The organism is Oceanisphaera sp., assembly GCF_048268965.1.
Taxonomy (GTDB): domain Bacteria; phylum Pseudomonadota; class Gammaproteobacteria; order Enterobacterales; family Aeromonadaceae; genus Oceanimonas.
In genome coordinates this window covers 1-25,442 of record NZ_JBLWUK010000039.1, presented here as the reverse complement: position 1 = coordinate 25,442, position 25,442 = coordinate 1, and the positions used below count along the sequence as shown (strand labels likewise).

The 25,442-nt window shown below is 55.2% G+C and carries 26 protein-coding genes; 10 read left to right on the top strand and 16 right to left on the bottom strand.

All coding sequences use genetic code 11. The features are described from left to right. Window positions 1–182 precede the first annotated feature (182 nt). Both ACN0VL_RS13790 and fabR read right to left on the bottom strand, forming a co-directional pair. A complete protein-coding gene (locus ACN0VL_RS13790) occupies window positions 183–560 on the bottom strand; it encodes a YijD family membrane protein (protein ID WP_417618328.1) in 378 nt (125 codons plus the stop codon). Window positions 561–583: 23 nt separating this feature from the next. Then, window positions 584–1,195, bottom strand: a complete 612-nt coding sequence (gene fabR, locus ACN0VL_RS13785) for an HTH-type transcriptional repressor FabR (RefSeq protein ID WP_417618326.1) — start codon at window positions 1,193–1,195, stop codon at window positions 584–586. Window positions 1,196–1,340: 145 nt separating this feature from the next. On the opposite strand from fabR, the gene ACN0VL_RS13780 reads away from it, so the two are divergent. Beyond that, on the top strand, window positions 1,341–2,465 hold the full coding sequence (locus ACN0VL_RS13780) for a fatty acid desaturase (protein ID WP_417618324.1): 1,125 nt from the start codon (window positions 1,341–1,343) through the stop codon (window positions 2,463–2,465). A 194-nt stretch (window positions 2,466–2,659) separates the two neighbouring features. After that, window positions 2,660–4,009 (top strand): sodium-dependent transporter, encoded by a 1,350-nt coding sequence (locus ACN0VL_RS13775; protein ID WP_417618322.1) that lies wholly within the window; start codon window positions 2,660–2,662, stop codon window positions 4,007–4,009. A gap of 121 nt (window positions 4,010–4,130) precedes the next feature. Here ACN0VL_RS13775 and ACN0VL_RS13770 read toward each other — a convergent pair whose 3' ends face one another. The 4 genes from ACN0VL_RS13770 to ACN0VL_RS13755 form a co-directional block, all read right to left on the bottom strand. After that, window positions 4,131–6,281, bottom strand: coding sequence for a S9 family peptidase (locus ACN0VL_RS13770; protein WP_417618320.1), 2,151 nt, complete (start codon window positions 6,279–6,281; stop codon window positions 4,131–4,133). A gap of 176 nt (window positions 6,282–6,457) precedes the next feature. Next, window positions 6,458–6,775 (bottom strand): YdbL family protein, encoded by a 318-nt coding sequence (locus tag ACN0VL_RS13765; RefSeq protein WP_417618318.1) that lies wholly within the window; start codon window positions 6,773–6,775, stop codon window positions 6,458–6,460. A gap of 6 nt (window positions 6,776–6,781) precedes the next feature. After that, window positions 6,782–6,964: a YnbE family lipoprotein gene (locus ACN0VL_RS13760; protein WP_417618316.1), complete on the bottom strand. Its 183-nt coding sequence runs from the start codon at window positions 6,962–6,964 to the stop codon at window positions 6,782–6,784. After that, entirely contained in the window at window positions 6,965–8,782 is a 1,818-nt protein-coding gene (locus tag ACN0VL_RS13755) for an intermembrane phospholipid transport protein YdbH family protein (RefSeq protein ID WP_417618315.1), read from the bottom strand. 75 nt (window positions 8,783–8,857) lie between these two features. Here ACN0VL_RS13755 and ACN0VL_RS13750 point away from each other — a divergent pair, with 75 nt between their 5' ends. Next, a complete protein-coding gene (locus tag ACN0VL_RS13750) occupies window positions 8,858–9,214 on the top strand; it encodes a DUF2500 domain-containing protein (RefSeq protein WP_417618313.1) in 357 nt (118 codons plus the stop codon). Here ACN0VL_RS13750 and ACN0VL_RS13745 read toward each other — a convergent pair. Next, window positions 9,195–9,620: a DUF411 domain-containing protein gene (locus tag ACN0VL_RS13745; protein ID WP_417618311.1), complete on the bottom strand. Its 426-nt coding sequence runs from the start codon at window positions 9,618–9,620 to the stop codon at window positions 9,195–9,197. The two genes, ACN0VL_RS13750 and ACN0VL_RS13745, sit on opposite strands and share 20 nt — an antisense overlap. Before the next feature lie 154 nt (window positions 9,621–9,774). Between ACN0VL_RS13745 and ACN0VL_RS13740 the strand changes: the two genes are divergently transcribed. After that, window positions 9,775–10,164: a SirB2 family protein gene (locus tag ACN0VL_RS13740; RefSeq protein WP_417618309.1), complete on the top strand. Its 390-nt coding sequence runs from the start codon at window positions 9,775–9,777 to the stop codon at window positions 10,162–10,164. A 70-nt stretch (window positions 10,165–10,234) separates the two neighbouring features. On the opposite strand, the gene ACN0VL_RS13735 is transcribed toward ACN0VL_RS13740, so the two are convergent. Further along, entirely contained in the window at window positions 10,235–11,782 is a 1,548-nt protein-coding gene (locus tag ACN0VL_RS13735) for a M14 family zinc carboxypeptidase (RefSeq protein ID WP_417618307.1), read from the bottom strand. A gap of 200 nt (window positions 11,783–11,982) precedes the next feature. On the opposite strand from ACN0VL_RS13735, the gene ACN0VL_RS13730 reads away from it, so the two are divergent. Together ACN0VL_RS13730 and ftsZ are read left to right on the top strand one after the other, a co-directional pair. Further along, the gene (locus ACN0VL_RS13730) at window positions 11,983–12,942 is read left to right on the top strand and encodes a helix-turn-helix transcriptional regulator (RefSeq protein ID WP_417618305.1); all 960 of its coding nucleotides are present in this window, start codon (window positions 11,983–11,985) and stop codon (window positions 12,940–12,942) included. 72 nt (window positions 12,943–13,014) lie between these two features. After that, window positions 13,015–14,106: a cell division protein FtsZ gene (gene ftsZ, locus ACN0VL_RS13725; RefSeq protein WP_417618303.1), complete on the top strand. Its 1,092-nt coding sequence runs from the start codon at window positions 13,015–13,017 to the stop codon at window positions 14,104–14,106. A 55-nt stretch (window positions 14,107–14,161) separates the two neighbouring features. Here the strand turns inward: ftsZ and gltS are convergent, their stop codons facing one another. From gltS to ACN0VL_RS13705, 4 genes are all read right to left on the bottom strand, one after another. Further along, window positions 14,162–15,370, bottom strand: coding sequence for a sodium/glutamate symporter (gltS, locus tag ACN0VL_RS13720; RefSeq protein ID WP_417618301.1), 1,209 nt, complete (start codon window positions 15,368–15,370; stop codon window positions 14,162–14,164). 55 nt (window positions 15,371–15,425) lie between these two features. Continuing rightward, window positions 15,426–16,376, bottom strand: coding sequence for a formimidoylglutamase (hutG, locus tag ACN0VL_RS13715; RefSeq protein ID WP_417618299.1), 951 nt, complete (start codon window positions 16,374–16,376; stop codon window positions 15,426–15,428). 21 nt (window positions 16,377–16,397) lie between these two features. Next, window positions 16,398–17,120 carry an IclR family transcriptional regulator gene (locus ACN0VL_RS13710; RefSeq protein ID WP_417618297.1) on the bottom strand — a complete coding sequence of 241 codons (723 nt, stop codon included), beginning with the start codon at window positions 17,118–17,120 and terminating at the stop codon, window positions 16,398–16,400. Window positions 17,121–17,618: 498 nt separating this feature from the next. Beyond that, window positions 17,619–18,737, bottom strand: coding sequence for an endonuclease/exonuclease/phosphatase family protein (locus ACN0VL_RS13705; RefSeq protein WP_417618296.1), 1,119 nt, complete (start codon window positions 18,735–18,737; stop codon window positions 17,619–17,621). A gap of 73 nt (window positions 18,738–18,810) precedes the next feature. Here ACN0VL_RS13705 and ACN0VL_RS13700 point away from each other — a divergent pair, with 73 nt between their 5' ends. The 3 genes from ACN0VL_RS13700 (at window position 18,811) to ACN0VL_RS13690 (ending at window position 20,767) form a co-directional block, all read left to right on the top strand. After that, window positions 18,811–19,104: a DUF3634 family protein gene (locus ACN0VL_RS13700; protein ID WP_417618294.1), complete on the top strand. Its 294-nt coding sequence runs from the start codon at window positions 18,811–18,813 to the stop codon at window positions 19,102–19,104. 124 nt (window positions 19,105–19,228) lie between these two features. Beyond that, window positions 19,229–19,891, top strand: coding sequence for a hypothetical protein (locus ACN0VL_RS13695; protein ID WP_417618293.1), 663 nt, complete (start codon window positions 19,229–19,231; stop codon window positions 19,889–19,891). A gap of 198 nt (window positions 19,892–20,089) precedes the next feature. Continuing rightward, entirely contained in the window at window positions 20,090–20,767 is a 678-nt protein-coding gene (locus tag ACN0VL_RS13690) for a cytochrome b/b6 domain-containing protein (RefSeq protein WP_417618291.1), read from the top strand. Between the two features lie 92 nt (window positions 20,768–20,859). On the opposite strand, the gene ACN0VL_RS13685 is transcribed toward ACN0VL_RS13690, so the two are convergent. The 4 genes from ACN0VL_RS13685 to ACN0VL_RS13670 all read right to left on the bottom strand — a co-directional run bounded on the left by ACN0VL_RS13685 (window position 20,860) and on the right by ACN0VL_RS13670 (window position 23,788). Beyond that, window positions 20,860–21,435: a YceI family protein gene (locus tag ACN0VL_RS13685; RefSeq protein WP_417618289.1), complete on the bottom strand. Its 576-nt coding sequence runs from the start codon at window positions 21,433–21,435 to the stop codon at window positions 20,860–20,862. 30 nt (window positions 21,436–21,465) lie between these two features. Beyond that, window positions 21,466–21,987 (bottom strand): cytochrome b, encoded by a 522-nt coding sequence (locus ACN0VL_RS13680; RefSeq protein ID WP_417618287.1) that lies wholly within the window; start codon window positions 21,985–21,987, stop codon window positions 21,466–21,468. Window positions 21,988–22,170: 183 nt separating this feature from the next. Continuing rightward, the gene (locus ACN0VL_RS13675) at window positions 22,171–23,055 is read right to left on the bottom strand and encodes a hypothetical protein (protein WP_417618285.1); all 885 of its coding nucleotides are present in this window, start codon (window positions 23,053–23,055) and stop codon (window positions 22,171–22,173) included. Between the two features lie 274 nt (window positions 23,056–23,329). After that, entirely contained in the window at window positions 23,330–23,788 is a 459-nt protein-coding gene (locus ACN0VL_RS13670) for a c-type cytochrome (protein WP_417618283.1), read from the bottom strand. A gap of 641 nt (window positions 23,789–24,429) precedes the next feature. Here ACN0VL_RS13670 and ACN0VL_RS13665 point away from each other — a divergent pair. Beyond that, a partial coding sequence (locus ACN0VL_RS13665) for an aldehyde dehydrogenase family protein (protein ID WP_417618281.1) occupies window positions 24,430–25,442 on the top strand: 1,013 nt, incomplete at its 3' end.

Sequence of the window (25,442 nt, the reverse complement as noted above, 5' to 3'; positions counted from 1 at the left end):
GGGTCGTCGGAGTAGTCCCTTTGTCCGATGCCTACACAACAATGAAATAGATCATTTATTTAATGTGCTTGGTATAATAACCGGTAAGTGTGGCTTCTGGCTAACGCCTTGCCATTCACTCCCCACCTATAAAAAAAGCCCGCCGGATGGCGGGCTTTTTTGTATCGGCAGCCGGGCTAACCTTATGACTTGACGTCTTCTTTAGCTTCAGGCCGTGCTGCTACACCCATTTTCAGTGCCAGCCAGATAATCAGGACCAGGCTGATCATCACCGACAAGAAGTTGGTGCCCATTTCCGGGAACTCGGTGCGCAAGAATGCAGAATAGCCAAACACCCCAATCAGAAAGGCGAGCAAGGTACACAGCGGCGTATCGCCTTCCATGGGAGAGCTCAGGTATTCCTGATATAGCATATGGGCAGCCAGCGCCAACGCTAAGATGGGGAAAACAGAAAACGCCAGCTGGCTGACACTCAAAGTGGCTAATGTGGCATTACCGCACAGGCCAACTAACAGCGCCAACAAGATAGGTTTACGACGAATGGTTTTACTTCCTGACATGGTCATCCTTCCTAATATAGGGCCTAGAGCCTCTTTGCTTTATTGTATGCATCTGCGCCCTTGGCAATGATCCGCAGTTGCAAGGTCATGCGTTCGGCTAACGCCGCCCGCTCGTTTTCATTCATATCCAGCGCCTCTGCTCCGGCACTGAATACAATGGTCACCATCGCCTGAGCCTGCATTTCGGCATAACTCCGACTAGTTTGTTGTTTTTCTTCCAGATAGTCTGTTAACTCGGCCGTAAAATGCTGGATTTCACGGGCTACTGCCTGACGAAATGCCGCCGAGGTACCGGATCGCTCCCGCAGCAACAGACGAAACACATCCGGACTGCGATCGATAAACTCCATAAAGGTTTTTACCGATATTTGAATAACACTACCACCATCGGCAATGCGCTGACGAGCCTGACGCATCAATTGTCTTAGGGTGAGCCCACCTTCATCGACCAAAGTCAGCCCCAGCTCTTCCATATCCTTGAAATGGCGATAGAAAGAGGTAGGTGCCAGCCCGGCTTCCCGAGCCACTTCGCGCAGGCTCAGACTGGAAAAGCTGCGTTCGGCACTTAATTGACCAAAGGCTGCATCAATTAAACTACGCCGGGTCTTTTCTTTTTGTTCTGCGCGAATGCCCACTGCACACCCAGGTCCAACATGCTAATAGCCGGATCATACCCCTTTGTCGCAATGCGGTCAGCTCCGTTAGTTTATTTTTTGATTGACGCTGGCCATCATTACAGCCGAAAATAATGTACAGTTGTTCGCTCAATGGATAGTAAAGATGCGTAAACCCCCTCTAATCTGGACCAATCTGGCCGTCTTTTCAGGGACAGGGCTGGCTGCGTTGGTGCTGGTCCCCTGGTATGGCCTGACCCATGGCTATGATGGCTGGCAGTGGCTCGCCATGCTGCTGCTGTTCAGCTATAGCTGCCTGTCTATTACCGCCGGCTATCATCGTCTGTGGTCCCACAAGGCCTATGAGGCCCACCCGCTGTTGCAATGGATATTTGCATTGGGGGGCGCCCTGTCCCTGCAGAACTCCGCCTATCACTGGTGTGCCGATCACCGCCGACACCACCGCCATGTAGACGACACCGACAAGGATCCCTACTCGGCCAGCCGAGGCCTCTGGTTCTCGCACATGGGCTGGATGCTGCGTCACTACAGCTCCCCGGACGACAGCAATATTGCCGATCTCAAACGCAACCGCATTCTGCAGTTTCAGCATAAATACTATCTGGCGCTCACCCTGCTGATGAATATCGGCCTGCCACTGCTGCTGGGATTCTGGCATGGCGATATGTGGGGCATGCTGCTGCTGGCCGGCGGCTTGCGACTGTTTCTGGGCCACCATGTCACTTTCTTTATCAACTCCCTGGCCCACTACTGGGGGCGTCAGCCTTATACCAGCAAGAACTCGGCACGCGATAACGACTTGCTGGCCGTACTGACCTTTGGTGAGGGCTACCACAACTTTCATCATCTGTTTGAATCAGACTACCGTAACGGCATCAGCTGGTGGCATTACGATCCCACCAAGTGGCTGATCAAAAGCATGAGCTGGTTAAAACTGACCTCTCGCCTGCGCACTTCTCCGCCGGAGCGTATCGAGCAGGCAAAACTGGAACGCCGCCTGGAAATTGCGCGACAAAAGATCATGAAACACCAGCAAAATGCCGACACCGAACAGTGGCTGGCGCTGTTGCACAGTGAATACGATCGTTTGTTACAGCAGCTGCAACACTACTACAAGATGCGCAAGCACTTGCTGGAGCTAAAGAAAAAAGCAGCCCGCTGCAAATATGAAGAGCTGCGACTGCGATTGAACTGCGACGAACTTAAAGCTGCCTTTACCATTCAACGCCGCAACTGGCTTAAGCTCACCACCCGGCTGGAGTTGGCGTAACCCCGGAGCCAAACCTGTCGACAAGGCGCAGCAATGCGCCTTATTTTTGCCTGAAAAACCTGCACCACATCACTTACTTCCCCTGGCCTGATCACTTCCCTTTGACAAAAACTCTGCAAAATACCATAGTCACCGCTATTTTTGTTTATCAGCAGTTGTACGTTTAACTTTACAGTCAGCAGGAGCAGCAAGACGTGGGAAAAAGGGCGCAGTTCAGCAGTAAGCTAGGGTTCGTGATGGCCGCCGCCGGATCGGCCATTGGCGTGGGTAATATTTGGGGCTTTCCTACTCAGGCAGCCAGCAATGGGGGCGGTGCTTTTTTGCTGGTCTATCTGCTGTTCATCTTTCTGCTGGGCTACCCTATGCTGGTGGCTGAAATCACCATTGGCCGCCACGGTCAGTCCAACCCCTTTCGCGCGCTGAAAACCCTGACCCAACACCCTTTGGGTAAACCGATAGCCGGTGTGGTCGGGCTGGCCGCGGTGTTAACCGTCAGCTTTATTTTTACCTTTTATGCCATTGTTTCCGGCTGGTTTATCTCCTATGCCCTGGAGCCCATTGCCAGTGTGGCAGGCGCCAGCGATTCGGCCAGTTGGCTAACCGGCTTTTCCACATCGCGTAATGTGGTGTTTACCCTGATGTTCGCCCTGCTCAGCCTGTACGTGGTGAGCCGGGGGCTGGAGCAAGGCATCGAAAAGTGGTCGAGCCGTCTGATGCCCTTGCTGCTGCTGATGCTGATCTTGTTAACCGGTTACATGCTGCTGCAACCCGGTGCCAGTGAGGGCCTGAAAGTCTATCTGGTACCCGACTTTTCTCGCGTATTCAACGGGGATGTGCTGATAGGCGCCCTGGGGCAGAGCTTTTTCTCGCTGTCGCTGGGTGCGGCCGTGATGATGTTGTATGGCTCTTACCTGGATCGTCAGGCCAATATTCCCGCCCTGGCCGCTCAGGTAACGCTGTTAGACACGGGCGTGGCCTTTATGGCAGGTTTGCTGATCTTGCCGGCCATGTATGTGGCGCAGCACAATGGCGTCACCATTTTTGCCGAAGATGGCTCTCTGCTGAGTTCGGATACCCTGGTATTTTCGGTGCTCCCTGCCTTGTTCAACACCATGGGTGCGGCGCAATACCCGGTGGCCTTCGCCTTCTTCTTGCTGATGATAATGGCCGCCCTGACCTCGGCTATTTCCATGCTGGAAGCCCCCGTTTCTTTGGTATTGGAGTCTTCAACGCTGTCGCGGATCAAGGCCACCTGGCTGGTCACGGCCGTGTGTACGCTGTTCAGCATCGTCATTGTCTTTAACTTTGGCAGCCTGTTTGGTCTGGTGATCACCCTGACCACCCAGTATGCCCAGCCGCTGGTCAGCCTGTGCATTACCTTGTATGCGGGTTGGGTGTGGCAGCGCAATGCGGTATTGACTGAACTGAAGTCCGGCTCCCCCGACATAGAACACGGCCTGTTCTGGAAGATCTGGCCCTGGTATGTGCGCTTCGTGTGCCCGGTATTGGTACTGGTGGTGATTATCCAGTCGTTTGCAGGTTAAGAGAAAAGAAAGGAAGGGGTGAGGCGAAAATCGTGAGGAGGCTCCTTCATATCTGCAGGTTTGGTGCTTGCAGATATGAGGGGTCTCCTCACGATAAGTAGCGAGTCGTTATTTGATGGGGTTAATTCACTACCCCGGAAGGTGCGCTAAAGCCTGCAACCTGGGTTTCCGTACCGGCATCGGCCAGCGCCAGCAGGAAGGCATATTCCCGCGCCATCTCCCGGTAGGCTTCAAAGCGACCGGATTTTCCGCCGTGACCGGTGTCCATATCGCAATGCAGCAACAAGAGGTTGTGATCGGTTTTCATCTCGCGCAACTTGGCCACCCACTTGGCGGGCTCCCAGTACTGCACCTGTGAATCGTGCAATCCTGTGGTTACCAGCATATGAGGATAAGACTGGGCCTGTACCTGATCGTAGGGGCTATAGGACTTCATATAATGATAGTACTCGGCATCTGCCGGGTTGCCCCATTCATCGAATTCACCCGTGGTTAAGGGAATCGACTCATCCAGCATGGTGGTCACCACATCCACAAAGGGCACATCGGCAATCACCCCATTGAACAAATCCGGCGCCATATTAACGACCGAGGCCACCAGCAGGCCGCCGGCACTGCCGCCCGAGGCGAAAACCCGCTCTTCATCACCGTAGCCCTGGCTGATCAGCGCTTGAGTCACATCGATAAAGTCGTTAAAGCTATTCTGCTTGCTGAGCAGGCGGCCTTGCTCATACCAGTCACGTCCCAGCTCTTCGCCGCCACGCACGTGAGCGATGGCATACACAAAACCGCGGTCAAGCAGGCTCAGGCGAGCCGAACTGAAGTCCGGATCCATGCTGGCGCCATAAGAGCCGTAGGCGTAAACCAGTAACGGGTTGCCGACCTTGGGATCGAACATGTCGGCTCTGTATACCAGAGAGACAGGCACCTTGACCCCGTCACGAGCGCTGACCCACAGCCGCTCGCTACGATAACGCTCGGCGTCAAACTTCTTGCCCACGTACTCCTGCTTGAGCTCGCGACGTTCCTGGGTGTCCATGTTGACTTCGTAGATGGTCGTCGGGCGTGTCATTGAAGAGTAGCCATAACGTAACCAGGAACTGTCCGCGTCGGCATTCACCCCAAGCCAGGTGACATAAGCCGGGTCATCAAACCGGATCTGATGTTCACCGCCATGCTGGCGATGAATCTGGCGCAAATGCGTCAAGCCCTCGCTACGCTCTTCCAGCACCAACCAATCGCGGAACAGGGTAAAGCCTTCCAGCAGCACATCCGGGCGCGCCGGAACCAGGGCCTGCCACTGGGCCTGGTCACCATCCTCTGCCTGATACAGGCCGAAGTTCACGCCATCTTTGTTGGAACGCACATAAAACTGGCCCTGATAATGCTCAACATCGTATTCATGACCTCGCTGGCGCGGTACAAAAACCTGAGCGGGTGCGGTCGGGTCGTTGGCCGACAACAGGCTGACTTCGCTGGTCATCGTGCTCCAGGCACCGATCACGATATAGTCTCTGGAACGACTTTTATAAATACTGGTATAAAAGCTGCTGTCGGTTTCTTCGTAAACCAGCACATCCTGGTCTTGAGGAGTGCCAAGCTGATGGCGGTACACCTGATAGGGCAGCAAGGTGTCTTCGTCTTGCTTGACGTAAAACAGGGTCTGACTGTCGTTGGCCCACACCAGGTTACCCGACGTATTTTCCAATACCTCGTCATAGTGCGCGCCGTTGTCATCGGACAGGGATTTAAAGCGAATCTGATACTGGCGACGCGACACGAAGTCTTCGCTAAACGCCAGGGTCTGCTGATCGGGGCTGACTGCCAGCTGCCCCTGGTCATAATAAGCCTGGCCTGCTGCCCGCTCATTGCCATCGAGCAGCAATTGCCGCTGCTCGGGATGACCATCGGCATAACGCTCCACCATGGCGTATTCCAGCCCTTGCTGATAGCGCGTCTGATACCAATAACCGTTTTTAAGATAGGGCACCGAGCTATCGTCCTGACGCAATCGGGCAATCATTTCCTGATACAGGGTTTCCTGCAGCGTATCGAGGGGCGACAGCACCTGATCGGTATATTGATTTTCCTGTTCCAGATAGGAAAGCACCTGAGGATCGGCGCGTTCGTCGTCACGCAACCAGTGATAGTTGTCGACGCGAGTATCGTTATGGCGGGTTAGATTATGAGGAATTTTTTTGGCAACCGGCGGCTTTACTTCCACATCTGCACCTTTAGCATGGGGTATGGCATAAAACACCCATGTTAACATCAAGCCAAGCTTTACCCTATGTCTCATACCCGAGCCCCTGCTTTTACCATCAATAAATGTGGTTAAATCTTAACCACTTATCACTGGCAAACCAAGGGTTTTACTTAAATCGAGGCTATTATTGCGAATAAAAAGTCGAATGGAGCCAATAAAGCAGGGTTCCATGGTGATAGTGATTACTTACGCCGCCAGCTGCCGTCGGCCAGCTGAATATAGTGTCCGCTTTGGGTTCGCTCAATATTCAGCTGTCCGGCACGGCTTTGCACCACCGTCAGGCTGGTGCCGGTGCGTCGGGCAATATCCTGATAACTTGCCAGGCGCTTGCGATTAATATCGTTGGCCACGGCTCTTACCTCGCTACTGCCTTGCACCACGCCCACCAAACCATTCAGTTGCTCTCCCACCAGGCCTTGCTGTTTGGCTTGCTGCAAGTCCAGCGCCCAGGCCGAAAAGCTCAGGCTGGCTACCAATACCATGATTAACCACCGCATCATCACTCCTTAGAACAACCCCTGTTCTTGCTCAAATAGCTGTTCCAGTTCTTTATCAACTCGAACCCGAATTTCGTGATCGACTTTCACGTTCAAATTAACGGTAATCGGCTTGTCTGGCACCATTATTTCCACTCTGGGTGTACAGGCGCTCAGTACCAACAGGCCAACTATGGCCGTATATTTTATCATTTACTCGCTCCCCCCCTGCAATCTGGCTGGTAATCGTTCACTCAAATTCTGGGCGAAGCGCAGACTTGCCAGCAACTGTAACAGGTTTTCCTGATGGTGATAATTGAAGTTAACCGGGTGCATTTTGCCCATGACCGGCGCCCGCCCCTTCAAGCTGCTGTCGATGGTGGCCTCGCCACTGCGGGCCATTGAAATGGTGGCGGTGAGTCGGTCGTAGCGCAGATCGCTCAGCAGCCCCAGGGTCAGCCCCAGTGACAGATTGGTTTCGCCGGTTTCCACCAGCTGCTGACTGGCCTGATAAGAAATCCAGCCCGAATCGCTATGAGCTCGGCCCTGGGTCACGCTGACCTCCCCATCGTATAAAAAAGGCAATCGCCCATGAAGCTGGCCGCTGCCGGTCAGGCCGTCTACCTGGGCATAGCTCAAGATTTGCTCCAGGGAGATATTGCTGGCATGCAACTCGCCATGAAGCGTGCCCGTAAGTGCCATGGGTGACAACGCCAACTGGCCACCCAGCGCCTGCGCCGTGAGCCCCGACAACCAGGGCCCCTTCGGCCGCCACTGCAACGCCGCATGAATATCGGTAATGGGCACCCCTACGTTCAGCCTGGCTATCGACACGGCCTGCGGCCCCAGACTGCGCAGCCCCTGCTGACTCCAGCTTAATTTAAGTTTAGCCGCCACCTGCTCGGCCAGCATATCCCGGTAGCCAAATTGCCCGTCTTGCAACCGGGCCTGAACGATCAGCGGTTGCTGGCTATCGAGCAGATTGGGCACCGAGAGCGACAACTGCACCTGCCCCGCCTGCGGCGCCAAGCCCACCGGCAGGAGCAACCAGGTGCCGAGCCACGACCACAGGCTCGCGGCAGGCAACCGCTGCGCGGGTACCTCAAGTGCCAGTTGCCGGTCGTAGTGCCAATTGCCCGTTAGCTGTATATCTTTGGCCAGATCCAATACCACAGTGCCGCGCGGCGGGCGCCCCGGCTCACCACGAAACCGCAAGCTTCCGGCGGGTAAAGACTGCCGTTGCCACTGCCCCCGCTGCCAGCTCAGCCGAGCCTGCCAGGGCTGATGCAAAGACACGCTCCCCTGTGGCATCAGCTTCAGCTGCTTCAGGGTCAGATTTTTCCACTGCAGGCGGTCTACCGTCAGATGCGAATTGGGTTGCAGCCGCCACTGGCCGTTCGCTTGTTGCGCCAGCAACGCCAGCTGCCAGTTGCCGCGCAATGGTCCGGGCAGTGCCCCTTTAACCTGCAGCGTGAACGGCTGCTCCGGTTGCCAGCCACCACTCAGTGTGAGCGGTTGCTGCAAGCTCGGGGTCAGCAGCCACCCGGGCAGCTCGCCCTGCCAGCGCCAGCCCGACTGCTCGGGTATGATACTCAGTCGTGTCGCACCGGCATCCGTCTGCCATATCACATCCAGATGCTGTTGCTGATGATGTAACTCGGCGGGCCCGCTGATCATGCCTTCCGGCAGGTGCAGGGTGAGGGTGTCTACCTGAAAATCGATGGCCGGCAGGGTCAATAGCAACGACAAGGCATCCGTGGGCTCGCCGGCCTCGGCACTCCGGTTGTCCGGCTGACTGCGAGAACAGGTTAAATCCAGGCTTAATGTTTCCAACTGCCCATGCAGGCGGCCCTTTTCAAGGCGCATGCTCAGGCCGCTGGCGGCTTCTTTGGGGCAGGCTGGCACGGTGGCGCGCTTCAGGCTGGCCTGCACCTGCAGCCCGGGCGGCAATGACAGCCCCTGTGCCGGAGGCGATCCCAGTAGTAACATCCCCAGCAGCAGCCATACTTTAGGTATTGTCAGATCATTCAAGAGCCACCTTCATCACATTGGCTTGCGTCCTGTTACACAAAGATTAAGCTGAATATTACAGTCAGGGGGGATTCGATGAGTAAAATTGTCTTTTGGGGCATCATCCTCATTGCCATCATTATTGTGGGTCGGCGACTCTTCGCTTACTTCCATAACAGCGCTCAGCCGCAACACAGCGTGCAGGTCTTGGTCGTCGATAAACGTTATCGTGAGTTTATGGGCCAGACTCACCAGCAGGAAACCGAGCTCCCGGCTCCCAGAGTCAATTATTATGTGACCTTTCGTCCACTGGAAGATGCCGGCGCACGCGAGTTTCAGGTAAGTCAGCACCTCTATGAGCAGCTTGAACCCACGCAAACCGGCACCCTGGTTTTCAGAGGCAACCGCTTCATTGCCTTCGAACCCGACCCCCCTAACCAGGGTAGCGACTGACGACTGCCGTATTGCCCTCTTTATCGAAGCTCAGCACCTCATAAGGTGAGCCGGGAATATCCATGCCGGGCGCACTTTGTGGCATGCCGGGAATGGTCAAACCTCGCACGTCGGGCGTTTGTTTCAATAGTTGTCGCACGTCGGCGGCCGGCACATGCCCTTCAATTACATAGCCATTAATCAAGCCGGTATGGCAGGACGCCAGTTCCGGACGCACGCCGGCGAGCTTTTTTATCGACGTCATATTGTCGGTATCAATCACCCTGACCTCGAAGCCCGACTCCTGCATGTGCGTGACCCAGTCTTCACAACAACCACAGCTGGGGGATTTGTATACGGTCAGCGGCGCCGCCAATACGGGCGCCGACAACAGAGCCAGCAGGCCGTAAAAAGAGTGTCTCAGCATTTCATTCCTCGCATCTCGTCAGCTTTCATCATCAGGAACACACAGGATAAAGCAGACTCGCTCCTGATGCCTTGATCTGGCCCTGTATTTCACACTACCCCCCAACCGTATCCTGCTATCATGGTGCCATCTTATTGTCTTTCGTGGAGTTATTATGTCTTACATGGCCATTAAACATGCCCACATGATGTTTGCCCTGCTCAGCATCATCCTCTTTATGTTACGTGCCTGGCTGGCGGTACCTTCTCCGGCTCGCCTCAACAACAAGCTGCTGAAAATTCTGCCTCATATCATAGACACCCTGCTGCTGGCGTTCGGTATCTGGTTGGCGGTACTCAGCCAGCAGATCCCGTTTGGCAACAGCCCCTGGCTAACCGCCAAGGTGATCGGCCTGGTGCTGTACATTGTGCTGGGTACCATCGCCATCAAACGCGGCAAGACCCGCGGTCAGCGTTTGGCTGCCGCCCTGGCGTCGATTGTGATTTTTGCCTACATCTATGGCGCTGCCGTCAGCAAGTCGCCGTTATCCTGGCTGGCACTGTAAATCTCGTTCAAACATGAAACGACCAGAGGCAGCAACTGCCTCCGGTCGTTTGCCGTTCCAGCCAGCGGCATCAAGGGGCTTCTGTCAGGGGTTCAACCACGGGAAAAACCGGAAACTCGCCTAACGCCAGCCATGACCACGGCTGTTCCTGATACAGCGCATTGGCCGAACGCGGGTCCAGCATCAAGGCGGCCAGCGGCGCCAGTGGCTGATCCATGGGCACCCACACATCGCCCGCTTGCAGGGTAACGGCCTGTCTGCTCACCTCTACCTCAGCCTGGACCTTTTCCCGCCCACCAGAGCGAACGCTCTCTTGAGTCTGCACACCGGTGATCACCAGCTGATCTGCCATTAACAGGCGAGGTTCGGCCAGCGTGGTAAAGGTAATATGATGGCGCGCCAACCACTGGGCCATCCGCTCACGTTCGCGAGTTATGGCATACGCCACCGGCAAGGCGACCGACTGCCGACGGAGCACAGCGTCATGATTGGCAAAGCGATGCCAGGCTTTATGGCCATCGGCAAGGCGCACCAAAGGTAGTTGCACCTCGGGCTGCCGGCGATTCACCCCAAAACCGAAGTCCATCGACAACACCTGTTCACCTTTGGCGCCCGACGCCCATTGCCGGCGCGCCTGGCGCGACACCTTCAGCAGGCGGTCTGCTTCATCGGCGATCAGCTGCAACATGGTCAGCATGCTCAGATGCTGTTTACGTACCCGCTCGGCAATATTCTGTGGCGTGGCATAGGTACCGCCTTTATTATCGAGCCGGTTTTCTACCAGTATGGATACCCGCCCCTGCAGGGCCGCATAGTTACGCAGATTGGTGATCCCCAGCCCGCCTCGGGCTACCGACTGTTCCAGGCGGGTTATTTCTCCCCGATAGCGGCTGGCGGGCAGACCGGCGGCCGACACCCGCTCAATCAAGGCGGGCAACAGGGTATGTTCGGTATAATCATGCAGGGCCTTGTCTATATTGGGGTTGTTGCCCATATCAAACTGCGCCTCTACATCCGTCATCCAGCCCTGTTCCTTGGTCAGCACCCGCTTCCAGATACCCGACTCGTGCGCGTCATACACCACATCCGGATTAAAACGGTGCAAGGCGTCCACCAGCAGTCGGGTTTCACTGGCCTGCAAGGCCACAAAATCGATATTGGTATTGTCGTTGTTGGCATTGTGTCGAGTCGCCAGGTCTCGCCCGTCGGGGTTGGCCATGACCACCAGCACCAGATTCAGTTGCTGTAACAGAGCCGAGTGCTGCCCCGCCCCCAGCTCCCGTGCCAGCTGCAACATCGCCTCGGCACCTGCCGGCTCATTACCGTGCTGCGAGCCAAGCAACATCACGGTGGCTTTATCGGTTTCGCTGGCCGGGTTTTGCAAGAAGGCAGCCGAGCCCGAGAACAAGAGCGCCTCTATGGGCCGACCACCGGCCGAGCGCCCCAGTTGCACTAATTTGGCGTGATCCGAGGTCTTATCCAGAGCAGCCAGGTAGCGGCTAATCACTTGACTGTCGGGTAACGACGGTTTATTTGCCTGTTCGATGGGCCTTTTTGCGACCGAATCTGCCCACACCAGGTTGCTTGCAAGCAGCAACAACATGATGAATATTTTCATACACCCCTCCACAACCTTATTTAATTTCAATTACTTACATAAAAAGGCACAGCGTGAGTACCCAGACCGGACAGCGTCAGAAACAGACCATAGAAAAGAGAATGTAGAAAAACAGCGACAGTCTCCCTCGGAAAAGATGCGACAGATGTTGTCACACCTTCAATCTAGGATAGAATCATACCAAGCAAGAGGGCATCACCATGAGTAAGAAGCTATTAAGACAATTGACCCTGGCGCGCTGTGTTCCTTATCGTCCGTACAAGCTGACCGCACGCCAGCTGCAAGAGAAACTGGAAGAAGAAGGTATTCAGGTAAGTTTGCGCACCGTACAGCGCGACCTGGAAGAAATGTCCGGCATGGGCCTGTTCGATCTGACTTCGGACGATCGCAGCAAACCCCACGGCTGGTGCTTCGAACGCAATGGTTTAAATGATTTTGCCAACTTCATGCCGCTTGGCCTGGCCATGGCACTCAAGACCTGGAATGACCAGGCCGCCGACCTGCTGCCCGCCAGCGTATTAAGCGAATTAAACCCGATTATTGATAAAGCCAATCAGGTCATTAAAGATAGCCAGAGTGAACTGGCCAGTCGCTGGGTAGAAAACGTAGTGAGCCTGCCCAGACCGTTTGTCGGCAGCCCGGAAATTCGCCGCGCAACCACCATTCGTGATGCGCTCTGGCGTGGTCGCAAGTTCAGCGCCGAAATCAAGCGCGTGATCAAGGGCCGTACCGTCTGGCTGCGTTATGAGCAGGTCAATCCGCTGGGTATTGTCGGGCGTAAAGACAACACCATGCTGCTGTGTACCGTCTCGGACATGGACCCTAAAATTTACGGCATTTCCTTCGATCACATCAAGGAAGTGGAGCTGACCAATCGTCCGGTGACGCAACCTCGTGAGTTCAGCGTCAATAAATTGATACGTGAAAAGGGGTATCACGAAGAGTCCGAAACCATTCATTTCGTGGGCCGGATTACCAACCCGAATCGCGCCATGATGGAAACGGCGATTCCGGGCAACAACCCCAGGTTGACCCGTTACGACAAGCAGAGCATGATGGTAGAAACCGAGGTCAAAGACTCGCCCGAATTTCGCCGTTGGCTGACCGACATGGCGGGAAAAGTTGAGATACTGGCGCCAGAGTCATTAAAAAATAGCTAAGCTATTTATTATCACCACCTTAACTTACGGGGCTGACTGATTCAGCCCTTTTGTTTTTCCACGGAGTACCGGATGAACGACCACCTCTTTTTCGAACCGGCCGAACCGGATTGTGATGCTATTAATATCGGCGTAATCGGCGTCGGCGGTTGCGGTGGGAATACCGTCAATCTATTGGCCGACAGCGCGCTGCCGGAACGTGTCAATATCGTGGCAATGAACACAGACGCCAAGGCGCTACAGCAAAGCCGGGTGAATATCCTGCAACTGGGCAAGGTACTGACCCGCGGCCTGGGAGCCGGCGCTCAGGCTGAAATAGGCCGACAGGCTGCAGAAGAAAGTATTGACGAGATCCGTGCCCAGCTAAGGGGCGCGGATTTATGCTTTATAACCGCCGGCATGGGCGGCGGCACCGGCACCGGCGCCGCACCCATCGTCGCCCAGGTGGCGCGCGAGCTTGATATCATGACGGTGGCCATCGTCACCCGCCCCTTTGCCTTTGAAGGTAAGTTGCGGGCCAGGGCCGCCGACGAAGGCCTGAAGGTATTAGCCGAACATACCGATGCCTTGCTGGTGCTGCCCAACGATTACCTGCTCAAGGTACTGGGTGCCAAAACTCCCCTGCTGCAAGCCTTTACCGAAAGCAGCAAAGTCATTCAGAATGCCGTTAAGGGCCTGGCCGATATCATAGGTCAGACCGGCCTTATCAATATCGACTTTGCCGACGTGCGCACCATAATGCGTCAGCAAGGCAAGGCGGTCATGGGCATTGGCCTGGGCACGGGTGAGAACAAGGTTGAAGATGCCACCCTGCAGGCACTAAACAATCCGCTACTCGAAAAGGTAGAGCTGGAGCGTGCCCGGGGCGTACTGCTAAACGTGGTGGCCTCCATGGATATAGGGCTGGACGATTTTCAGAAAATTGGCGACCAGGTTGCCGAGTGCGTGGGCGAATATGCCACCGTGGTGTCCGGTATCAGCCTGGATCCCAACCTGACCGACAGCATACAGGTCACCATGATTGCGACCGGCATACAGCCACCGCAGGAAACCATAGCACCGACTCAGCCACAGCCGCATGCCCAGCCCGTCGTGCACCACCCTACCGAGCCGACACCTGAAGGCCTCGACATTCCGGCCTTCTTGCGCCAGCGTCAGCAGTAACAAAAAGGCCGGTGCAATGCACCGTCCTTCTTGACTTCTCAAGTTCCGTATTACCTTAGCCAAATACGTTCAGACACCAGGTGATGGCGGGTATCGCCACTATGTCGATCAACACGGCACCACACAGCGGCGCCACAATAAAGGCCTTGTGTGAAAACACCTTGTAGCGATCACAAACCGCTCCCATGTTGGCGACGGCGTTAGGCGTTGCGCCAAGACCATGGCCGACAAAACCGGCACACAGCACGGCCGCATCATAGTTGGCCCCCATCAACCGGAACATCACAAACACCGCCAGCAGTATGATCGCCAGGGTCTGTACTACCAGGATAATCAGCAATGACCAGCCCAAATCCGCCAGCTGCCACAACTGCAACGACATCATCGCCATGGTCAGAAAAATACCCAGACAGAAGTCACTGATCACATTGATGGCATTGTCGGGCAGCGACACCAGGGTCAGCTTGTCATTCAGGTTGCGCAGCACGATGGCGATAAACATGGCACCGACATAAGACGGCAATATGATATCGAGCTGGCTGCGCAGGTTGCCGCTCAGCCACAGGCCGGCCACCATGGTACAGAGCACCACCGCCACGATTTTCAGCAGCAGAACGCCGGTAATGGTCACCGATACCGGCCGCTCGGAGGCCTGCAGCTCTTGCAGCTCATGTACCTGCTCCGCATGAATATCGACCTTGTGCCGAGTGATCAGCAAGCGTGCAATCGGGGCGCCCAGCAAACCACCGGCTACCATGCCGAAGGTCGCCGACGCCAGCGCAGCCGTGGTGGCACCGGTAACGCCCAGCGCCTCGGCTTCCGGTCCGAAGGCCGCCGCGGCACCAAAGCCACCTTCCAGCGAGACGGCGCCGGCCATCAGGCCCAGCAGAGGATGCTCGCCCAGCAAGGAAGCAATACTGATCCCCAGGCCATTCTGCAACAGTGCCAGCAACCAGCAGGCCACCAGATAAATACCCAGCACCTTGCCGCCTTTTTTCAGCAACCCCAGGCTGCCGCCCAGGCCGACGGTGGCAAAAAACGCGATCATCAGCGGGGTTTGCAGCGCCGTATCAAACTGGAATTCCACATCTCCCCAGCTACGGGCGGCCCATGCTACGAGGGCAAAGCCAAAACCACCGATCACCGGCGCCGGTACGCACAACTGGTGAAGCAGGGGGACCTTGCGCTGCAATACCAGTCCCAGCATCAGCAGCAACGCCGCGAGGGCCGTGGTGTTCATCACATCAAGAGTAATGAGGTTCATTTTATTTCCCTATATTTACAGACAATTACAATATAAATCGCGGCTGACCGATGGATCAGCCGGCAAGACGGGCCAACAGGCGGGCGGCCACCCGGGCCGTGCTCGAGTGCTGATCCCGAGCAGGGTTCAGCTCGGCGATATCGGCCATGGCTATCTTGTTGCTGGCCTTGATGCGCTCCAGCGCATATTCCAGCAATCCCAGATCCATGCCTCTTCCTGCCGGTGCGCTCACGCCCGGCGCCAGGCTGGCCGGCAACACATCGAGACACACGGTGACATACAGCACATCCACCTCGTCGATGGCCTGATCCAGCGCCGCAGTCAGCGGCTGTATGTCCCAGTTGTTCAGTTCTTCATCGAGCACGACGCGTGTGTTCAACTGGCTGGCGCGATCAAACAGCGCATCTGTGTTGTGATAGCGGCTGACGCCGATACAGGTGTAGTGAAACGGCAGGCCCAGGGATTCACACAAGGCGGCACACTGGTTGAAAGGCGTTCCGGAGCTGGCACGGGCCGAGCGACGCAAGTCCAGGTGGGCGTCGAAGTTGATGATCCCGATGCGCGGCGCTGCTTGCTGACGACACTGGTGCTCTACCAGACCGCTGAAGCTGGCGTAGGCAATTTCGTGACCGCCCCCCAGGCCAATCACCCTGTGCCCGGCATCCAGGAAAGTCGCGACCTGCTGGGCATACAACGCCTGAGCGGCCTCCAGTTCATCCCCATGGCAGTGCACGTCACCACCGTCGTAGAGAGGAGTCTCCAGATGCCAGGCCAGATTGGCGGTCGCACTCCGCAGAGCCTGAGGGCCGGCCGCCGCACCGACCTGCCCCTGATTGCGTCGCACTCCGGCATCGCAACAAAAGCCCAGCAACACCAGGCCGGGGAGCGGTTCACCTGCAACGGCCTGCACCTGCTGATGCCAGCGACGGGCCAAATCACCTTCTTCGTGATCGACGCGTCCCTGCCACACTGACATGTCGGCGGCGCTATATGTGGTTTGTTCCATTATGGTTCCTCACTAAATTGACTAATAGGTCATGGCGCCCAGACGCGCGGCTGTCTCGCAGACCCAGCGACTCCACTGACTCTGGAGTGCGCCGACCCTGTCCACGGGCGCCATCAGGCTGATGGCACCGAGCAGGTGCTCCCGACTGCCCAGTACCGGCGCGCTTACCCCCCAGACCCCCTTGTCGATTTCACCCTGCGACACGGCGTAGCCCTGCTCCCGCACCTGTGCCAACGCCTGGGTCATCGAAGAACGTTCTGCCGGCGGCAATTCCGCCAGTATCGGCTCACGCAAGGTCTCGCTCATAAACGCCAGCAAGGCTCTGGCACTGGCGCCGTGGCGCAAGGGTTGGGAATAGCCTTTCTGGTAGCAACAGCGCAAGGCCTGAGAACTGTCTATCATCTCGACACACAGTGCCCGATTGCCGGAAATCATCATCAGGGCCGCGCTTTCTCCGGAACGCTCCGCCAGCTCGGCCAGCAATGGCCGCGCCCAGGTCAACACGCTGTTCTGATGCTCAAAGCCCGCCGTCAGCTGTACCGCCATGGGGCCGGGTGCATATCTGCCACTTTGGCGCTCCTGCACCAGTGACCAGCGGCTCAGCACCGCCAGATAACGATAGGTACTGGACAATGGCAGGCCGGTCAGCCCCGCAAGCTCGCGGGCGGTAATGGCACCGGGGGCCGTGACCAGAGCGGACAACAGCATAAACACCTTGTCCTGAGAGCTGATTTTTATGGTCATAATCCTCTCCTCGCGGCGCACATTGCCTGATAAATCGACGGTGTAAAACTTAAATTCCCAACATGCGGGAACATAATGTAAATATAGTGCTGTTTTTCTAATAAAAACGGCATAATTCACTATTATGTAACACTCATATCCGATGTCGCGCAGATAGATGACAGGCACATCATCGCCATGCATACGGACACAAAAGGCACCGTTCCCGTCGCCAGCCCGACGACCAGAAAGAATAAAAAAAGAAGGGGAAAAAGAAGGGAGAAAAGAAGTGAAAAACAGGCAAGAAAAAGGGCAAGCCAATTGGCTTGCCCACGATGAAGCATAACAGTTGATTATCCGGCTCACCCGTCCGGATAACTGAACTTCGAAAGCAATCTAGGGTCTCGGCAACCATTTAATCGCCAAGCACAATGAAAGCCCAGTATTGATTCTTTAATGTTTGATATTGCTCGCGTTATTCAGCAGCAGTGCCATAAAAGCGTGAGGGCACTCACAACACTACAAGACAATATCCAGCCAGACCAGGCGGTGATCCGAGCTGGCGCGACGATCCGGCCAGCCACCTTTATTCCAGAACAAGTGCGCATTCGCCTTGTTGGGAGCTGGCCAATAAACACCGCTGGCCTGCACCTGCAAACCCGCACTCGGCAATACATAATCGAGCCGCAACCCCTGGCTGTGGGTCCAGTATTTGGGCGAACCGGTACGGGGACCCGTTTGCCGGAGCGCAAAACCACCCCGGGACGCCGGCTTCCATCGCCCCAGCGCCGCATCACGGTTAAGCCGGGGGTCGGCCAGTAGCGCCTGAATGCCCTCGCGAAAACCGTCACCATCTTCGGGGTCGGCATTTAAATCCCCCAGAATAACAAAGTCATCATCCTGGTTCAGTCCGCCCGTGCCGCCGGCATCATCGGTCAGATAATGGCTGTGTTCCGGCCTGATGTAGTCGTGCCACAATCGCAGCTCATCATGATTACGACAGCTGTTACGCCGCTCCGGCCCTTCATCGATCGGCGGCGCCGGATGACAGGCCAGCAAATGCAGCACCCGGCCATTGGGTAATCGTACCGGCAGGTCGATATGGTTTTTGGAAGACAGGGGCAGCAGCTGCAGTACATCGGCACCGTAATAGCCTTTGCCCTCTATGTGCGGCAACCGGGCGCCGGGCATGTCCTGCCATAAAAAATGACGAAAACTGCGCATCTGCTCAACCAGCAGGGGAAAACGCGATAACACCGCAAAGCCGTACTGGCCATGAAAAGCACCAAAGCCCAAGCCGTCGGTAGGCAAGCTGGGGGTCCCCTGCCCGTTCAAGGCCAACGGTGCCAGCATTCCGGTATTGGTCGGCACCAGATAACGATAGGGGTAGTCGATGCCCTGCTCGCCCCGGGCCAGGTAATGCTGGCAAAACAACTGCAAGTGGTGGTCGTCCGCCCCTTCACCATCGTGATCAAATTCATTCAGCAGCACTATATCGGGCCGGACTCGCTGCAAAATACGGGCAATATGCCAGGGCTGGCGATGTCCGGCGGCCAGCTCTGCAGCCAACTGGCCAGGACGGGTCCGATCCAGGGCGACATTAAAAGTCGCGACTCTGACTTTTGGTGGCAACTTCATAAGCGTCACTTGCCTTTATGGTTCAAACTGTCATCATCATTGTCATGAAATGCTGTATTTCAAGGATGAAAATATGTTCAGCAATATACTACTGGTTTCGTTGTCCCTGTTTGGCCTGCTCTATCTGCTGCGCCGCCACCAGGAACGCTTTCTTATTACCATTGAAGGGGTGCAGGTGACGGTAAAGCGTGGCCAGCCGCCCCCCGCCCTGATTCTCCATTGCCGGCAGCTGCTGCGGGAGGCCCGGACATTAAAGGGTACCATTCGCGGCCTTAAAAAAGGCAACGCCATCGTACTCAGCTGCTCGCGCAGCATTCCCGCTTCTTATCGCCAGGACATTCATTTATTTTGGCAACAACAACCATAGAGTGTCAGAAAGTGCCTCTGCAATGGCCCGGACTCATAAAATGGTCACAAAACAATCTCAACGCCCTTGACCTGAACCCGATTTCCCGCTTTGCTGGAGTTATTATTCTTGATGAGGTTAACCGATGAAATTATACCCATTGTTACTTTGTGGTTTTCTGGCGGCCTGCTCCAGTCAGTCACCTTCCGAGCAGACCAGCCAGACCGAGCCTGGCGCCGGCCAGCAGACGAGCCAAAGCCAGACGCCGCAGGAAATTACCCCCAAGGGCGAATTTGCCCAAATTGACGTGGCTAAATCCCAGCAAGCGATGGATGCGATTACCGGCGGTAACGGCGACATCATCAATGACATCCTTAAAAGCCCCAATGACTATGCACCGCCGGTGTTATACCTGATTTCGGCCATCATGTTCGATAACGACTATCAGGATCAGGCTACCTTCTGGTTTTATGCAGCCCAGCTTCGCGCCCGAAGCGATGCCAACAAGTCCGGCGACAACACGGCTCATGCCGCCGTCAGCCAGCTAAACCAGCGCTTTGGTATCAAGATCACGCCTTATGCCATGAGTAATCCCGATCGTTTACAGTCCATCGTCAATCAGGTGCTGGAGTGGGATAGCGAGCAGGCTCGCAACTACGACGCACGCTGGATTGCGCTACAGAGCAAAGACGTGCTTACCGAAAGTAGGGTCAACTTTGCCCCCCGTGACAAATGGCAGGAAATTAATGCGCTCACCCGCAATCAGTTTCGCCAGGGGCTGGAGCAGGCGTTAACCAAAATCAATTAACCCGCGCTCGGTCACACTCCCGATTGCTGTTCTGCCTGTCCCGGCTTTTTGCCGGGATATTTTATGGTGCCCTCCTGATATTCTGCCTGGCTATAAGATGGCCGGCATACCGACACACATTCACATCAGCATTGGCTTAAATAATGACAGTGCTCAGGTTAGAATGGCCGAATACACACCTCACAGGAGAACAGGTTCATGAGCAGCTTGCCCCCTAAGCCCGTTAAAGTTTGGGATTGGTCGATTCGGGTTTTTCATTGGAGCCTGCCCATACTGCTGTTTTTATTATGGCGCTCAGCGGGGGACGATATGGATCAGCACATGCTGTTCGCACAAGCCTTGCTGGCCTTGCTCAGCTATCGCATCGTCTGGGGCGTTATCGGCACGCCTTATGCCCGCTTCAGTCACTTCCTGTATCATCCCAGGCATATTGTCCATTACCTGCGCGCCAGCACCAAAGCCAACAAGCCCATCTATCTTGGCCATAACCCGGTTGGCGGCATCATGGTGCTGGTGATCCTGGTGACTTTGCTCTTTCAGCTGGTCACCGGCTTGTTTGCCAGTGACGACATTTTCTACAATGGGCCTCTTTATAACTACGCGTCCGGTGCCACCACAGATCTCATGACCCGCTGGCACAAGAACTGGTTTTATGAAGGCATACTGCTCATCATAGGCCTGCATGTGCTGGCCATAGTGCTGTATCGATTACGGGGCGAAGCCCTGGTCAAAGCCATGATCACCGGTCATAAACAGGCGCCTGAAGATCGCCGGGCCGATGAGCGGACACCCCATGGGGCCTTTCCCTGGTTCCGTTTTATTATCGCCGTTCTGCTGGCGGCCGTGCCGGTCTGGGTGCTGTTTTATTATTTATGACACATAGCGCCGAGCCAAAATAAAAAGCCCGGAGCCTTGGCTCCGGGCTTTTCTATCTGGTAATCATCGTCAGGGGTGAGCTGACAAGACTGTTATTGGCGAATACCCTCGAGGTGAAAATCAAGATACACGGTGGCGGCCGCTGGGCCCAAATCGTAGTTAATGCCAAAATCTGCCAGCTTTAACTCCATTTCACCCTCAAAACCTCGGCGATAGCCACCCCAGGGATCCTGACCCGCCCCCACTTCTTCAATTTCAAACTCAACCGGCTTGGTCACTCCGTGCAGGGTTAAATCGCCCTTAACGGTATATTCACCGTCGTCATCATCTTTGGTGACGCTGGTACTCTTGAAACTGGCTTGCGGAAACTCTTTAACATTCAAAAAATCGTCGCTACGCAGGTGGCGATCGCGCTCGGCATAGTTGGTATCAACACTGCTGGTGTTAATGGTCACCTCGACGCTGTTATTAGCGGCGTCCTCTTCATCGAACACAAAGCTGCTTTTAAAGTCGTTAAAACGCCCGACTATCCAGCTATAACCCAGATGGTTAATCTTGAAATTCACCGACGCATGCATGCCTTCGGTATCGGCAACATAGGTTTCTGCGGCGGCAAACGCCTGAGGAGTCAGTACCAGTAATGCAGCGGCAATCATGGTTTTTTTCATCGTTACTCTCCTTGGGGGTATAGGGTGCAATTAAAGCATTCGCTTTAACGTCGCGTCTTTATCCAGCCAGTGATGCTTGATGGCTGCCGCGGCATGCAGGGCAGATAAACCGATCAACGACCAGGCACAATACTCATGTATTAATCCGGCAATGTCTTCCTGGCCATCAAAAGCGGTAATGAGTACCGGAATATCAAACCAGCCAAAAAATGAAGCGGGACGATTATTCGCGGTAGCAATCAAATAGCCGCTGATAAATAAGCCGAACATCAATCCGTATAGCAGCCAGTGGGTGCCTCGAGCCAGGATACGCTCCCAGGCCTGATGACTGGGAAGAGGGTCGGGTTGAGTCGTTACCACTCGAACGAATAAACGAATCAGTATCAGGAACAACAGCAGGAAACCGACGCTTTTATGCCAGAATGGCAGCACCTGATAGAGAGGATCATAATAGCTCAGGCTGCGCATCCACAGGCCAACGCCAAACAGGCCCACCACCAGCAAGGCACTTGACCAGTGCAGCACACGCATTGGAATAGAAAATTTCTGCATGACGATATTGTCTCCGTCTGCTATCGACTGCTTCCATCATAGTAATGATGTGGGCTAACCGCCCTCAGTCTACAGAGTATTATTGAACTTTAAAATGAGATTACTTCTGCAGCTAACATGGCGCCTATCTATTATTTTAGCCAGGGGTCTTTAAGGTAAAAATACATAAAGGTGCAGGGGCCATTAAAGCGAGACCAGCAGCAACCCCAACAACATCACACTTAATCCCTGCAGTCGCGGAAGACTCATCGACTCACGTAGCCAGAACACACCGATCAAGACCCCCAGAGGAATACTGACCTGGCGCAGCGCAACCACGTAACTGACTTCACTGACCATGGACATACTGACCAGAACCAGCAGGTAAGTGCCAATGATGAAGCAGCCCGCCAGAAGCGTCCAGCCAAAGTCCGGTAGTTTCCGGAGTGATTCACCAAAAACCCATCGAACCAAAGGCAACATCCACAACAGGCAACTGATCGCTTGCAACACAACATAGCTGCTGCCAGCATCGAAAGCACTCATTCCCTGCTGCTTCATAATCAGGATCGCGGCACTGTCGAGCACTGAATAGCCTGCCGTGGAACCAGCCGCCAGCAGTACCCAACCGATCGCAGGTGTACGGTAGTTGCGCCAGTGCCAGTCACGCCAGTACGTCAGCGGCAATGCCAGCGATCCCAAAATGATCAGTCCCATTCCAAACACATCGCGTAGCAGCAGCTCGCTTTGACCATAAACCAACAGAATCAATACTGGTACAAGCAGCACCGGCAGCGCCCGCGCTAACGGGTAGACTATATTCAGATTACCGTGGCTGTAAGCCTTGGCCAGACCAACCATGTATAATGTTTGGCACAGGCCAGAGGCCAGCAGCAGCCACCAGAGCTCAATGGGGAGTACGGATACCTGAGACCAGACTCGCATCAACAGCGGGCTATACAGCAGCATGCCGAAGCCCATTGCCCAGGCATAAAAACGCACACTCTGAGCAGTACGCTTGCCGATCAAGTTCCAACCCGCATGTAGCAGAGCTGAAAATAGAATCAACCCAATGGCGACAGGTGTCACAGGTTCTCCTTCATCTCGCAACTAGCCTCTATCTCTTGCTGCTTCTGGGCAGCAAGAGCGCGCAATTTTGTGTTTTTCTACAACCAGACGAACCGAGAGAACTGACTAATACCAATTACAGTAAAGATCTGTTCACCTTTGAACCTGAATACCAGAGGCACCACCAACAGGCAACTCCGTAGCATCTGGGAGGATGAAGGGATCTCCTCCACCGACCTGTACATGGGGCCAGCAACAAAAAGGAGCCTCAAGGCTCCTTTTTCAGACCAGCTGCTTAATCGCGATAGTCATCGTGACAGGCTTTACAGCTTTTCAGCACTTGACCAATGGCCGGCCGTGCCTTGGCAGCATCAAAACCAGGTTCACCGGATGCGGCGATCAGCGCTTCCAGGGCACCACCAAAGTCCTTGCCCTTGGCCTGAAAGCCGTCCATGTCTTCCCAGGCGGCAGGCAGCATGTTGCTTTCTTTCACGCCCTGGGTAGCGGGCACATAGGTTTCCCCCAGTAACTTGGCAACATTACCCATGTTTAGCGCCCGCTCGTGTACGGTGTCGGCATCAAACTCGATGTCACCTTTTGCCATGGCACCCATCACCTTGGCCTGAGCGCTCATCACCTGATAGATAGACTGACGGTATTTAACCAGGTCATCCGCCTTGAACAGCTCAGACTGGGCAATAGCGGTAGTGGCAAACAGACCACCCATAGCTACCAACGCGATTTTTTTCAACATCACTTGCTCCTTTTCTTGTTATTTTTCGCTCGTATAAATCAGTTTGGCATCAATTAGCGTTCAACGATAAACGATCAAATAATGTAAAGCCACCGGCAAAATACCGGCTGCACGCTAGTGTGGCTGTTTGACCCAAACCAACTTTGATGTGGCAAACCCCAACGCGTGCACCCTTGCCACAAGCTGCGCTTTTAATGGCGGACCAACCCCAGGCTCCCGCGCCAGCAGCAAGATCGGTATTCGCACTATTGTTTCTCCGCCTCGTCGTCACCACAGGTGAGCTCACCCTGTCCTTCTTCATGTCAAAAGCCCCTGAGCAGCCTGGCAGAAATGGATGAATAGCGTCCATGAGCTGTACCTTCCCCCATCACGGCTATCGCCAGACAGCCATAAAAATAACGACACTAAGCAAAAATAACAGGATTACCGATAAAAAGGATAAAAATAAAACACATTAAAAACAACAATTTACTGCAAAATGATACTTCACGACTCAATTTTTAAGCTTGATAACGTTGATCATTACAACCCTAACCTTTAGGCTTCTTACATTAATTGAACGATCAATCAATAAATTATGGCTATCATCGGGATACAGGAAACTCGTAAAAGTAGCTGTTACAGCAACACGGAGTAAAAGCATGTCATTGATGCGCTATCAGAACTTTGTCGACGGACACTACCTGGCCAACAAAAGCGGCGACACCTTCGATGTCGTCAACCCGGCCACCGGCGAGGTCGCCTACCAGATGGAAGTGGCCGATCCCTACATACAGGAGGCGGCCATCGCCTCGGCCCGCCGGGGATTCGAGCTGTGGTCGGCCATGAGTGGCATGGAGCGCAGCCGCATCCTGTTGCGGGCGGTGGCGCTACTGCGCGAGCGCAATGACGAGCTGGCCCGTATCGAGGTGCAGGACACCGGCAAACCCTGGCAGGAAGCCTCGGTGGTCGACGTGGTGACCGGCGCTGACAGCATCGAGTTTTTCGCCGGCCTGGCCCCCTCCATTGAGGGTAACCAGCAGGATCTCGGCGGCGATTTCTACTATAGCCGCCGTGAGCCACTCGGCATCTGTGCCGGCATTGGTGCCTGGAACTACCCGCTGCAAATCGCCTGCTGGAAGTCCGCCCCGGCTCTGGCCTGTGGCAACGCCATGATCTTCAAGCCCTCGGAAGAAACCCCGCTGGGCGCGCTCAAGCTCGCCGAAATTTTCATCGAAGCCGGGGTACCCGCCGGGGTATTCAACGTAGTGCAGGGTGACGGCGCCGTGGGGGCCTGGCTCACTCATCACCCGGATATCGCCAAGGTGTCCTTCACCGGCGAAGTGGGTACCGGCAAGAAGGTGATGGCCGCCGCCGCCGGCTCCCTGAAAGAGGTCACCATGGAGCTGGGCGGCAAGTCGCCGCTGATCATCTTCGACGATGCCGATGTGGACGACGCCGTCTCCGCCGCCATGCTCGGCAACTTCTATACCCAGGGCGAAATCTGTACCAACGGCACCCGGGTGTTCGTACATAAGGCTATCTACCCGGCCTTCATGGAGCGACTGCTGGAGCGGACCCGCAACAACATTATCGTGGGCGACCCCATGGATCCGGCCACCAACTTCGGCGCCCTGATTTCAAAAGACCATCACGAAAAAGTGCTGGGCTACAT